The 11,957-nt window shown below is 52.4% G+C and carries 12 protein-coding genes; all 12 read right to left on the bottom strand.

What is annotated here, in order from left to right:
* Positions 1–31 precede the first annotated feature (31 nt).
* On the bottom strand, positions 32–2,581 hold the full coding sequence (locus EFB08_RS11435; protein WP_123127105.1) for a coiled-coil domain-containing protein: 2,550 nt from the start codon (positions 2,579–2,581) through the stop codon (positions 32–34).
* Positions 2,581–4,551 carry a hypothetical protein gene (locus EFB08_RS11430; protein ID WP_123127104.1) on the bottom strand — a complete coding sequence of 657 codons (1,971 nt, stop codon included), beginning with the start codon at positions 4,549–4,551 and terminating at the stop codon, positions 2,581–2,583. Before EFB08_RS11430 ends, EFB08_RS11435 begins: the two co-directional genes overlap by 1 nt.
* The gene (locus tag EFB08_RS11425) at positions 4,548–4,973 is read right to left on the bottom strand and encodes a hypothetical protein (RefSeq protein ID WP_123127103.1); all 426 of its coding nucleotides are present in this window, start codon (positions 4,971–4,973) and stop codon (positions 4,548–4,550) included. Before EFB08_RS11425 ends, EFB08_RS11430 begins: the two co-directional genes overlap by 4 nt.
* A gap of 107 nt (positions 4,974–5,080) precedes the next feature.
* A complete protein-coding gene (locus tag EFB08_RS11420; RefSeq protein WP_165864867.1) occupies positions 5,081–5,665 on the bottom strand; it encodes a hypothetical protein in 585 nt (194 codons plus the stop codon).
* A complete protein-coding gene (locus EFB08_RS11415; protein ID WP_123127101.1) occupies positions 5,646–6,899 on the bottom strand; it encodes a hypothetical protein in 1,254 nt (417 codons plus the stop codon). The genes EFB08_RS11420 and EFB08_RS11415 overlap by 20 nt, the downstream gene beginning before the upstream one ends.
* Positions 6,899–7,399: a hypothetical protein gene (locus tag EFB08_RS11410; RefSeq protein WP_123127100.1), complete on the bottom strand. Its 501-nt coding sequence runs from the start codon at positions 7,397–7,399 to the stop codon at positions 6,899–6,901. Before EFB08_RS11410 ends, EFB08_RS11415 begins: the two co-directional genes overlap by 1 nt.
* A complete protein-coding gene (locus EFB08_RS11405; RefSeq protein ID WP_123127099.1) occupies positions 7,399–7,827 on the bottom strand; it encodes a hypothetical protein in 429 nt (142 codons plus the stop codon). Before EFB08_RS11405 ends, EFB08_RS11410 begins: the two co-directional genes overlap by 1 nt.
* Positions 7,828–8,115: 288 nt before the next feature.
* Positions 8,116–8,298 (bottom strand): helix-turn-helix domain-containing protein, encoded by a 183-nt coding sequence (locus EFB08_RS24030; protein WP_123127098.1) that lies wholly within the window; start codon positions 8,296–8,298, stop codon positions 8,116–8,118.
* Positions 8,291–8,650: a hypothetical protein gene (locus EFB08_RS11395; RefSeq protein ID WP_123127097.1), complete on the bottom strand. Its 360-nt coding sequence runs from the start codon at positions 8,648–8,650 to the stop codon at positions 8,291–8,293. The genes EFB08_RS24030 and EFB08_RS11395 overlap by 8 nt, the downstream gene beginning before the upstream one ends.
* Positions 8,651–8,932: 282 nt before the next feature.
* Positions 8,933–9,454: a hypothetical protein gene (locus tag EFB08_RS11385; protein ID WP_123127095.1), complete on the bottom strand. Its 522-nt coding sequence runs from the start codon at positions 9,452–9,454 to the stop codon at positions 8,933–8,935.
* Complete coding sequence (locus tag EFB08_RS11380) at positions 9,451–10,635, bottom strand: PBSX family phage terminase large subunit (protein ID WP_123127094.1); 1,185 nt, start codon at positions 10,633–10,635, stop codon at positions 9,451–9,453. The genes EFB08_RS11385 and EFB08_RS11380 overlap by 4 nt, the downstream gene beginning before the upstream one ends.
* Positions 10,635–11,141 (bottom strand): terminase, encoded by a 507-nt coding sequence (locus tag EFB08_RS11375; RefSeq protein ID WP_123127129.1) that lies wholly within the window; start codon positions 11,139–11,141, stop codon positions 10,635–10,637. Before EFB08_RS11375 ends, EFB08_RS11380 begins: the two co-directional genes overlap by 1 nt.
* Between the last annotated feature and the right edge of the window lie 816 nt (positions 11,142–11,957).

Here is an 11,957-nt window from a genome sequence, read left to right as displayed (position 1 = left end):
GGGGAGATGATTAGTCTCCCCTTTTTTTTTATTACCTCTCACTAGCCCTCCCTCTGGTATAAATTATTTCTTCCTGAGCCCTATTAATCTTAGTGACCTCAGTATAAATTTTTACTCTTTTCATTGCAGCTGCCAATTGTGTATAGTCTATGCCCAGTGGAATTGATGGCTGTACCATGGCAGGTTGAAGCGCCTGCTCCATGGTGATCTGCCTGTCAGACTGCGGAAGGATTATACCGCCCAACGCCCCGTACTTGGTAGGCCCCAGAGAAACCCCGCCCCCGAGCTGGTTGATCATAGAGGCCATGGTAAAGAGTACCGGGTTTTTGGTGACGCCTTTAGTTAAAACCGCCTCATCTCCCTCTACCTCAATATTGCTGAATCGGCCAGTACCTCTGATACCTCCCTGTGAATGGGATGGACCGCGTAAGACTCCACCCCTTGCCCCTTTGAACTTAGGCGCCTTAGGTGCATCACCTTCAGATAGCAATGCTTTAGCCTGGGCAATATACCCCAGCGTTGTTGCCACCGTCCCAGCAATAGCCAGAAGGTTAGCAGGGAATGGCCCCGCCTCAGATGCTTTCTCAATACCGCTCATGATAGCCTTTGCTGCAGATATACCAATCTGGAAAACAGCGAGCGCCCGTTGAAAATTGGCGGCCTCCTCATTTTGCGCACCTACCAACTCTACTAAACTTGATAAAGCATTGGTGGTCTCTATGGCAAGATCAAGGTGTTCTTGGTCAATCTCAGCAAGCTTCTCCTTGGTCTCCTTGGCAGCATCTATTTGGGCCTGTGATGCTTCTCGGGCCTTCTCCTCAGTCAGTTTTCGGCGTTCTTCCATAGCAGCAAAGGTGGCCTGGTTCTGCTCCTTTAGCTGATCCTTGGCTGCCTGGTTACTGTCTTCATGGAACACATCCATCTCACCCAGATACTTCATTTCCTCCAAGGCCACCTTCTGGTAAAACTCAGAGCGTAGTTTCAGTATCTCGGCATTTGCTTTGAGTTCATTAAGCTTGCGTTGCTCCCTGCTTAGGCCAGCACCTTTGTTCTGGATCACCAGCTCCTGTTGAATGAGCCTTTCCTGAATAGCCAGGTACTCGCGGGTACCTTCCTTGGCAAACAGAAGTTCCGCTTCGATGCGGGCCTTGGCAGCCTCAAGCCGCTGCATCTCCAGTTCCTTTGACTTCTGCAAAGCCTCCTGCTCCAACTGGTAACGGTTGGTGATGGTCTCATTCTGCCGGCCCAAAGAATCTTCCCTGATGTCAGCAAGCTCGTTTTCTGCCTCTTTGATTTTCTGCACCTCCTCATTGCGTAGCTTATCAATTCCTCCGCGCAGGTTGGCTTCCTGCATCAGGATATCCACCTGACGTTGGGCAAGGTCTTCCAAGGTTTTCAGGCGTTGCTGCTCCAGTTTAGCCGCTTCCTCATTGGCCTGCTTCCGTTTGGCCATGCTGTTGAACTCGTTGTCCCGGATGTTCTTCTGGGCTTCAATCAGTCCTAGGAGCGTTTTGTTGGTGGCGATGTTGTTGATGCGGTCTTTCTCAAGCCGTTGCTGCTGGCGTTCAATATCCTCCCCGGCTTTGGCTACTGCTGCCAGTTCCTTCCCTAATGCAGCGGTTTTGCCTATCACGTCCTCAACCCCGGTAGCCATCTGAAAGAGCCCGTTGTTGACTTTCTTCAGGTCCCGGTTCTGGATTCCTTCCCAGATCACGGCAAAGGACTTGAGCCGGTTCATGAGGTTAGTTTCAATGAAGCCTACCAAGTCCTTCAGTGCCTGTTTGGGATTGTCAAAGGCATCAAACAGCATCTTCCCTACTCCGGAGAGTTTGTCAATTAGGAAAGTGAAGACGGTGGTCAGGCCTTTGGTCTTGGCACTCACCCAATCCATGCCTTCCTGCGTTCTGGTGAGGAATGAAACCAGCCCACCCAAAGCAAGTACTACCAAACCTATACCGGTTGCGGCAAGGGCTACCTTGAGCAGCTTCAGCCCGTTGACATTCCCGGCTAAGGAGGCTTTGCTGACAGTCAGCATGGCATTCCATGTCTCCTGTGCCTGGGTGGCTGCATCGGTAATGGTTACCAGCAAGCCGGTTCCGTCAACTGCCTGCAGAAGCCCACCAGCGTAGTTCCCCACATTGCGACGGTTATCACCCACAGCAGACTCATTCTCTTTTAGTGCATCGGAAAGCTCTTTGATTTGCTTTTGCAGCACGCCGCCATTTTCTACGTTCTCCCTTTCAGCCTTACTTAAGGCGTTGTACTGCTGGGTAAGCCCCGAGAGCTGCGCCCGCATCTGGTTATTGGAACCAACCGCCTCTTTGGTCTGCTTGGTATGCTGGGCAAGTATCTTCGTCTCTGCCCCAAGTTCTGCTGTCAGCTCCGTGGTTGCCCGTTTGTTGGCAGCAGTTTGCTTACCGTATTCCTCTACCGTGATCTCCCCGGCTTTGTATTGCTTATCCAATGCCGCCTTTGCCTCTTTGGCCTTGATCAGGTCAGCGGTAAGCTCTGCAATCCGTTTCTCAGAAGCACCGGCGTCTATCTTCAACTCGAAGATGGCCGTTTCGTTCATTTCTGCCATTAGTTCAGTTTTATCAGTTCAGCCTCACAGGGCACTGCCTCGGAGGTGTAGTCAGTTATTTTGTTGAGGTAATAGAAGTCCTGGAACTGCTCCACCCAGACAGGCACGGTGCTGTCCAGTTCGGCAAAGTCCTGCGCGGTTAGCAGCACGTTCACCCGCAGCAGCTGCACCCGGGAAAGCACCCGTTGCGGCACTTCGTGGTACTTGGGCAGAAGCACGGCAAAGTGCAGGCCTGAGAAGTCCACCATGCGGCGTGTGACTGTTTGAGTGCTGTTGCCCTGCTTCAGGGTGAAAGTGGTTGTGGTATCGGCTAGAAGGGCAAGTCTTGGCTCTATGCCGTTGGTGTCATACTCCTCCTGCTCCTCCTTTACCCATTGATCAGGTTGAGATGAATCCACCTGCCGGTAAAAAGTATAGATGGCACTACCACTAGGCACGGTCGGGTCGTCGCTGGCATCCTCCACCAGCACCGTTTCAATGTCCCCGATCTCCGGAATAGCCTCTCGGGCCGCCATATTGGCTACCGTCATGGTGTAGGGTTTCTCCAAAACAGGGTTGTTTCTGGAAAACAGGCCTATTTTCAGGAGTCCATTCACCACTTCAGAGGCAGCAAAGGGCAGTTCTACCGCTTTCCGCTCCTTCTCCAGGTGCTCATTGGAGGCAACCAGCACCCCATCACCCAAACCGGCGGGCACGGTTTCGTCCTCTGCCCAGGTGTAAAGGTTGTTTATGGCCGTTTCTGGTAACCTGTAGGCCAGTTTCGGGCGGGCGGAGTAGTCAACCTTGCCGCTCCAATCCTTTGCTTGAGGCATATTTACCAACACATCAGCCAGTGGCTTCACATGAATGCTTCCTTCATAGGGCTCATACACCAAAGACCAGCCGAACAGCTTGCATAAAGCCAGCACGAATTCCTTCTGTTTCAAGTCGGGAAGGTTCAGGCTTATATCCCACTCGGTGCCGTAATAGGCCTCCTGGTCATAGCTGACGGTAAAGGTGTAGTCTTGGTAGGTGAAGGTGGTATCTGAGGAAGAAGGCAGGTGCGTGTTCACTACAAGCCCCGTAAGGTCCATGCCTGGCTCTATCTCATAGGCTACCTCAAAGGTGTGCACCCCGAAGTTGCTGAAGGTGGAAGACTTGGAGGTGAAAGGCAGGATTCTCCCATTCTTCTTAAGCTGGAAGAAGGCCTGCACCGGCTTATTGAAGCTGGTAAGCTCTACCTGCATGCTTACCTTCAAAGTTCCGTACTCGGTGACTGGAACCTCCTTCTCGGTGTAAGTCTCCCCATTTCGGTCATTAGAGGTCACCGGATAAGTGGCGGTGTGCGCCTCAATCCATGCCTGGTTATGCACCGGCTTCTCATTGCAGAAGGGCAGCACCAAACGGTTCAAGTCTTCATGCGCAGCCATGATCACACCCACACCGGCTTCCAGAAAGATCCGCTCCCAGATTGCTTTCGCGAAAACAGAAGGATACAGGAAGGAAGGGTGCACCTTGGAAAGGTCCAGCGGCTTGCCCCTATCAATCAGGTCATAGCTATACACGCCCTCCACCCCACCGGCTGCCACATTGGCGAAGTCCCACAGGTGGTTGTACTCGCTCAGGTCCAGTTCCTGCAGCGTCTTCTCCCCCAAAAGGTCAAAGAACGGCACGGCTCCGGCGAACACCTGCACGTTGTAGGCGTTGTCCTCAAAGCCCTGCACCTCGGCAATGGAGCTGGGGAACTGCTCAATGCCGTGCTGCCGGATCACCGTGTCCAGTTTGATGTAAGGCGTATCGGTGAGGCTGGTTGGCTCCTCAGGATTGCCCAGCACCCTAGCGTTGTTCTTCGTGTAGGGCAGGCTGAAGGAGTTGGTATATGGGCTGTCCACGCTTCCCTGTGAAGAAAGCAAGTTCTGCTGGAAGGTACGGGCAATGATGGTGTCCGGCCCAAGGTCCATGCGCTGCCCCTCAATGTAGAGTTCTGTCATCGTACCAGCGCGTTAGGTTTGGGCAGAAGGATTTCCAGCGTCACCAGCCGCTTCTTCTCGCTTTCGTTGATGATGGTGAAGGAACCGGCCACCACCTCCACATCGGTGAAGGAGCCGTCCGGGTTCCACATCTGCACCTGGGGGCTCTGGTAAAGCTGCCGCTTTGCCTCTGCCTGGTCAACGGTCAGACCACCGCAGCGCACGGTCCAGAACTCGCGGGCCACCTTGCCGGTGCTGCGTTCCTTGCGGCCATCATGGCTTACCACAGTGGCGATGCTCTCGGTGTCCATGCGGGTGCTTTTCTTGCCGCCGAAGAACCACCCGTCAATGCCGCCGAGCTGGTTCTTCCAGCGCAGGAATACGCCTTTGTCTGGGCAGACCGGGTAGAGGGCAACGGTCAGGGTTTGGGATAGTTTCTTCATCCATTTGATTGATGTAACCTTACATTATTTTTGTTTTCAGCTACAGCGGGCTTCTGCATAAAATGTGCACTAGCTGGCTGTAGGCTGCTTTTCAAGCCGATGTATCCTTACATCTTTTTTGTTAAAAGCACACCTTCAATAGGCATCCAATCTTTTTGGCTTACATTATGAGTGCCGCCCGAATAGTCTCCGAGCAACTCAACTTCTGTTTCCCTCAAGCCAACTATCTTCATTGCTTCACGACCGCTATAAAGTTGTTCGTGGTAAACTGTTTGTCCGAGTCTTAAACCTTCTGCTTTCATAGTATTCTCTTTTCTTTTGTAAATACTGGCACACCACTTCACTTCCAGAATTCCACTCCTTGAAGGATGTGGGTCGTGGGCTAATTCCCCATCCTTATAAACCACCGCGTGGGAAACACCCCTAGGGGAAGGCCCAATGACAAGCATGTAATCTGTGCTGTCATTTACCGTATCAAAGTCCTCAAATCCATAGCCTCTATCATGAAGCCAATTGCACATTGTCTCAAACCATGAATGGTCTGGCATAGCGGCAAAATGAGGAACATCCTGCAACTCCATTTCGCAGATAGAAGCAACACAGGCTTGCAGGCAGTTGCCAACTCTACCCTGAGGGTCATTGATAAATATGTCTTGGGTAACAGGAATCATCTTATTCAAAAGTGAAGTCAAAGCTCTTATCGAATATCTTGATACCTTCCGCCACAGGGCAGGAACCCCTATAGCTACGGTCTTCATCCACAATGGAGAGCTCCACCTTCCAGCCGCAGTCCAGCGGGAAAGGGTCCATCCTGAGGCGCACCATCTTCCCAACCATACCGGGCTGAATAGGCGTGCTCAGTATCTCCAGCTCCGAGCCGTAGGCATCGATGTAGCGACGCTCAAAGAACATGGGCTTCCCGGCCATGCTGCTATCGATGAGTAGGCTCACCTCAAAAGGCAGGCCGCTGAAGCAAACCGGGTTCAGGTAAGGCGTGGTGAAAGCTGGCCTAAGAGTTTCTGAGGTCAGGTCATTATCCCGCAGCACGTAGGGCTCCAGGCTTCCGGAATAATCATCTGGGGCAGCCTCTACCGCCAACCTCGGCGGATTGGCAAGCGTCACCTCTGCCGACTCCAAGCCGTTGTAGTGCTCTTTGTAGCGGACAAAAAAGGGATACACCGCCCCCGGCTGCTCAAACACGTTCATGGGGGCCGTGGTGATCTCGGTGCCCACCAAAGGCCGCAGGTAGGAAGACACGTCCAGCGTAGCCCTCCCGTTGCGCACGCGCCCCTGCATGGTGCCAATCGTGGTTCCGTCCTGCCGGTGGATGGTGGCCCTGATGAAGTGGTTCTTCTTGGGCAGCCCTTCCAGCAATGGGTCTACGTCAATGAGGTACTCAATGGGGTTAGGCAGCACGCCGCCTACCGCATGGTACTCCGCAGGCGGAGGTGGAGGCAGCACACAGGTGCCATCGTCTACCGTGGCGCTGGGGTTGTAGTTGGAGGCCGCGGGATTGGTGCAACCCCTTATCACCGGGGCCACGTAACCGCATGCTACGCTATTGGTCTGCACCAGTGCGCCCCATCTCTCCCCGCCGGTTCCGTTGGCCACTACCTGGTACAGGTCAAAGCCCTGGCAGTCATTCCGGATAAAGGTGCCGTCAGCCGGTGGCGTGTAGGTGCATTGGGAACTGTTCAGCTCCGGGGCATACTCCACACTGCTCCCCCCGTCAAAGCGTAGGCGGTCAAGGGTGCTGCCATCGCACTTACTGTAGATGTACTGGCCAAACTCCACGCCGTTGACCACCAGTTGGCCGGGGGCGGGAAAGGAACTATCCTGCACCACGTCCAACTCTTTGGTGACGGTATCGAACTCTACCCTATACCCGATATCGTCATAGGTATACCTGATGGTTACTTTCGCCATTATTGTATCGCTTCTAAAAGTCTTGAGCTGATTGCCGTGCCGATCTCAAAGAACAGCTTACTCTCCAGTTCCTGCACGCTGCCCTCGTTGATCACGTCACTGAGCACGCCGGATTGGGTCTGGGTGCGGTAAAGCAGCGTGCCCTGCTGGTGAATCTTGCGTGACACGAAGAAGGCCAACGTCTCCTGGTCCATGGGTGAGCCATCCGCAAGCAGTCCCTTGGGCTGTATGCCCTCCTCCCGGATGAAAGCCAGGGCGTTCCTCCTTACCGCACCGTCACCGTCGTTCACCGTAGGCCCGCGGCCGTACTCGTAGGTGAACACCCACTCTCCGCCGTAGATGGTCAGCCCTTCCTTGGTCACCTCAGAGCGGATAGAAGCGGCCATCTTCTGGCGCTCGGCAAGCGGGATGTAGTTCTTGGTGTCATAGCTCAGGATGTTCTCCTGAATCATGGCAACCCACTTCCGGCCGTACTCCTGCAGTATGGCAGCCGTAGCCATTAGCATAGCCTTGCAGATGTGGTGATGGTGAAGCTGGAAACCACGCCGGTGAGCATGGCTTGGGTATGCCGATAAAGGGGCGTGCGCCTTACGGTGATGTCCTCAAACTCATCATGCTCAGACAGGCGGGTAAAGAACTTATCGGAAAGCACCTGCATCTTTTCTACCAAGGCTGCTTGCTCTTCGGCGTTGGAACTAGATTTGTCCTGCTCAAAGAAGCCAACTGTTATCGGGTAGTTCCGGGCACCTGTTCCGTAATTGGTGGTGTCCTGAAGCGGGTCCATCCATATCTGGGGCATGGGTTGGTTGTAGCCTTCCAAGGGGTGCTGAGACTCCCGGCCATAATGGAAAAGCCCTACCCCGCCTAATTCGGCAAGGAGGGCTTCTGCTGTTTGCTTTATGATGAACCTGATCTCGCTGTACGTCATTTGCCTAATTGTATAAGCAAAAATACGTAGATTCAAAGCCTAGATAAAGCTATCTAAAAGAAAGAGGTATGCGTTTTTTCTTAAAGCATTGGTTTAATCTTGCCAGTGCTTGTTAAAATAGTCGGCTACAGCCTGACGAGATTTTCTGTAGTAGTCTTCAGTTGACAAAAGGGATTGACATATACCACAGGTTATATTTTCTCTATTCCCATCTAGCCGAGCTGTACCTTTCCCGCAGGATGATTTCCCATGCTCATTTTGGTAATGAACCTTAAGCTTTGCCATATATTATGATTTATCCAGAGATGTAAAATATTCTTTCAAAAGCTTTTGGTACACGGGGCTAATGCTTTGGTATCGCCCGTTTTCCCATTCGCTTATCTTGGTCACCTTAACCCCAATAGCCTCTGCTAGTTGCTTTTGGGTTAGCCCATGATGGGTGCGAAGGGCTTTAACTTCGCTACTAGTCATTGCGGGGTTCAGGGGATATGTATAATTGCAATTTCCCGTTTCCAAAATATCTCTGAGTAACTACAAAAGCTTCGTCTTCTACAAAAGACATGTACTTTTCAAACTTTTTTATGTTCCAATATTCTGGCTTTACAAATTCATCCAAAGTTATGTAATCGCCTACGTTTGGGAGCCAAGGGGAATCCCATTTGATCTTCATACATGTTAGGTCTCCCCTTTCTTCATCTGTAAAATCATCTTCACCTTTAACCCTGAATTTAGCAGTGCTGAAAGGAAATTCAATCACCATCAAAAGATTTCCCTCCGCTGATTCAGGTTGTTTTTCTTCGTAAACTGATTCGTTAATTTTCATAGTATTACCTTTTTAGTATACCCAAAGTTAGCGAACGCTAATATAAAAACCAAGCATCTTACCGATTATCCTTATTCTTCTGTATCTCCTGCAAATTCTTCTGACAGTCGTTAACCCTTGCCTCATGAACAAGCTCTAGGTAATGGTAGTCGGCGGGAATCTTCAGCATATCCTTTCTCGCTTGCCAGTCAGTGTGCCTCGTTATCAACTGTCCGTAAAAACCAAAATCGTTCAGCGTGTCAAACCCGGCTGCCACGTATTCCGGTTCCGGCTCACGGTAAACTAAACGGCCGTACTTGGCAGCGATCTCAAGTACTTGGCCCAAAAAAAAACCGAAGGGCCCAACACCTCCGTAACTGGCAAGTCCCTGACCTCGTTGGCAAGGTCTTCCGGGAACCCATGCACGAAGGCAGAAAGGAAGTCAATCCTCTCCGGCCGCATATAGATGGCGTACAGGTAAGGGATGGCGGCGAACTCGCCAAACTCTGCCGTGTCCTGGATGGCTTTCTTGGCAAGCTCCATTTGGCCTATGCTTTCCGCGCCGAGGTTCTTGGGGTAGTCAAGCCCTTCCTCTTCCAACGGCTCCTCTGCGATGAAGGAGAGAACGGCGGCAATGGCTTCTACGGCGTTGCTGCTCAGGGCAAAGTACTGGTCAAGGGTAATGCCGCACAGCAAGGCGAACTGCTCAGGCTGGCTCTTCCCCTGCAATTCCAGAAAGGTGCGAAGGGTCACCTGCCCCCAATGGGTAGGCACCTGCACGGTCAGTGATTCGCCCGAGGCGGCGTGTAGTTCTAGGTTCTTCATCGTTTGGATGCTTTTTTCATTCTGTTCTGGATCGGGGCATTGGTCGGTTTGCCTATTTTGTTCAGGGCCACGTAGCGAAGCGGATCTATCAAGTGGTTGAAGGCGTCAATGGGTTCGTTGGTGGGCTTGCCCGTGGCTTTATCCACCTTCCACTTGTAGTTGTTCAGTTCTTTCCTGAGGTTCACGCTCCGGCGGGTCACGTTGATGTGGTAGCGCTTCAGGATATCAATGCCGTTCAGGATGCTGTCAGGGCCTTTCATCGCGCCCTCGATCCTAAAGCCCATGTCTTTGATCTCCCGGATTGACTTTGGCTCTGAGGAATCCGCTATGATGTCCTTGCGCCGGTCAAAGCCCAGCTCATCCAACCGCTTGCAGATGGCCGGGTTCGTCAGGCCATGGTCGTACATGAGCTCATCCACCCACAGCTCCCCGTTCTGCATGTAGACATCAGGCACTCCCGTCGGGTCATTGGTGAAGCCGAAGTCCATGCCGGTGCCGATGTGCTTTGCGTCTGCCGGAATCTCATCGCAGAGGGACCAGTTGCGCAGTACCAGTCCTTCAATCTTGCCGGTGAGCCCTCGGGCATACACCCGCCAAAGCTCCTCGTCTTCGTCACGCAAGGCCTCAATGGTGGCCCGCTGCATATCGGAGAGGAAAGGGTTGTGCCGGTGGTCAGAGATGAACGTCTGCACGAAGGGCTTGCCGATCAGGTGCTCATGCACCCAGAACTCAGCATTGGGGTTGTAGTCAATGTAGGACTGGATACGGGTACGAAGGAACAGCTCCTTCCAGATCAGGTACTCCACCCCGTTGGCCTCGTTCACAAACAGGTAATCCCGCTTCCCTGACTTGGCATCCTGCGGCCCGTCATACGACTTGAACTCCATGATGGAGCCGTTGTTGAAGGTGAAGATCCGGTCTGACTTGTTGTAGGACTTGATGAGCCGCTGGAGCGTTGCCGTGTTGTCGTAGATCTCAAGGGCATCACGGAGCGCACCGGCTTTCAGGTTGGGGATGTCCTGCCCTACCACGGTGCAGACCTTGCGCGGCCGCTCGGATAGTTTGGTGAAGAGCACCTGCAGGATGTTGTAGGTCTTCCCCGAGCTGGTGCCGCCCTGATCCACCACTACCTGAGCAGTGGCGTTGTAGTTGGCTTCGTACAATACGGAGGTCTCAAACATTACAGGCTAACGTCTTTCTCACTGGAGGCGATCTTTGCCTCAGAAGGCAGGATTCTAACCTCCGCTTGGATCACTGGCAATTCACCACTATGCTCCACCTCCTGCTTATCTCTCCAAGTTTTAGGCTTGCGGTTTTTCAACCAGAAGATGGCGGCTGTGGTGTCCGGAGGATAGTGCTTGGTGGTGGGCTCCACAACTACAGAACCCTCAATCACAAAGAACTTGTCCTCTGGGTGGGAGTAGCCTCTTGCCCGATGGTAAAGGCTTTCGGCAATTTCTGCGTCTGCCAAATCCTTCCCCTTTTTTATGGACTCCAAAAACTCAATTTCCTCCTTCTTCCAATTGTTGATGGTGGATTCGGCAACCTCAAAGAAATTGGCTAGGTCTGCATCTGTAGCACCTAAAAGGCAAAGCTTATAGGCTTGGTGGGCATACTCCGGCCTGTAAAGAGACGGGGCGCCTCCACTATTACCAACTGCATTCTTATTCTCTTTCGGTGCTGCCATATTCAAAAACTTAATGGGGGGAGCACAACTATCTCGCTTTTGGTTTTGCAGTGCCTACCTCGTGCATATTGACCACTGCACAAGGTCGCTTAGTAACTTATGCTGGGACTTATCCAGCTAATCCGGTTTGCAAGCTCCATAGTTGCTTAATGCTCCCCCTCTCTCCTAGTGGGTTGTCTAATCGGTTGGACTCGAACCAACACCCCCTGTCGAATTATCTCCATCACCTGCGATCAGCTAGGGTCTATTGGAGGTTTGCAGGAGCTCTACCTTTGAGACTTACAATCAGATGTTGCCTGTCTTTCCAGGCTGTCATTGATTGCTGAACCTAAACTCGCAAACGAAAGTCGAATCAATAGAGCTTTGGTCGTTTGCATTCGGTATCAGTCTTTCCCGCTGTCAACGTGTCACGCATAGATGTCTTTCCATCAGTCCGCTGCTCGCGTGGGTAGCTTCCCGCGGTATGCCACCGTAACTACCATCCGGTGATCTGCTTCTATTCCGCCTGAAGTCGTGAAGAGGATGGGATTCGAACCCATAAACCACCCGCTGCCCAAATGCCACTGTCTAGAATGTGGTCGGGAGTCGAACCCGAAGCGGTAGTATGCCAACCGTGACCTCTTCAAATAGCGGTCTCTCCCGCTTGCCAATCCATTGCCGCCTTGGTGGATGAGAGCAAAACCCCCTCTTGGGCCACACTTCAGGTCAGCCTTTACGCCGCTGGATTTATCGCTCGTTCAATTCCCCAAGAGGTTTACAGAGGATAGGCAAGCCGTTCGCTTTGCCTTAGAGGTTGCAGGCACACCCAAGCACCTG

It is taken from the genome of Rufibacter latericius, assembly GCF_003721515.1.
Lineage (GTDB): Bacteria > Bacteroidota > Bacteroidia > Cytophagales > Hymenobacteraceae > Nibribacter > Nibribacter latericius.
This window is presented reverse-complemented; position numbering and strand designations above follow the sequence as displayed.

Bases quoted from the DNA above. Each gene is read 5' to 3' on its own strand.
- EFB08_RS11435 (WP_123127105.1), bottom strand. From the start codon at position 2,581: ATGGCAGAAATGAACGAAACGGCCATCTTCGAGTTGAAGATAGACGCC.
- EFB08_RS11380 (WP_123127094.1), bottom strand. From the start codon at position 10,635: ATGTTTGAGACCTCCGTATTGTACGAAGCCAACTACAACGCCACTGCT.
- EFB08_RS11385 (WP_123127095.1), bottom strand. From the start codon at position 9,454: ATGAAGAACCTAGAACTACACGCCGCCTCGGGCGAATCACTGACCGTG.
- EFB08_RS11395 (WP_123127097.1), bottom strand. From the start codon at position 8,650: ATGAAAATTAACGAATCAGTTTACGAAGAAAAACAACCTGAATCAGCG.
- EFB08_RS11425 (WP_123127103.1), bottom strand. From the start codon at position 4,973: ATGAAGAAACTATCCCAAACCCTGACCGTTGCCCTCTACCCGGTCTGC.
- EFB08_RS11405 (WP_123127099.1), bottom strand. From the start codon at position 7,827: ATGACGTACAGCGAGATCAGGTTCATCATAAAGCAAACAGCAGAAGCC.
- EFB08_RS24030 (WP_123127098.1), bottom strand. From the start codon at position 8,298: ATGACTAGTAGCGAAGTTAAAGCCCTTCGCACCCATCATGGGCTAACC.
- EFB08_RS11415 (WP_123127101.1), bottom strand. From the start codon at position 6,899: ATGGCGAAAGTAACCATCAGGTATACCTATGACGATATCGGGTATAGG.
- EFB08_RS11375 (WP_123127129.1), bottom strand. From the start codon at position 11,141: ATGGCAGCACCGAAAGAGAATAAGAATGCAGTTGGTAATAGTGGAGGC.
- EFB08_RS11410 (WP_123127100.1), bottom strand. From the start codon at position 7,399: ATGGCTACGGCTGCCATACTGCAGGAGTACGGCCGGAAGTGGGTTGCC.
- EFB08_RS11430 (WP_123127104.1), bottom strand. From the start codon at position 4,551: ATGACAGAACTCTACATTGAGGGGCAGCGCATGGACCTTGGGCCGGAC.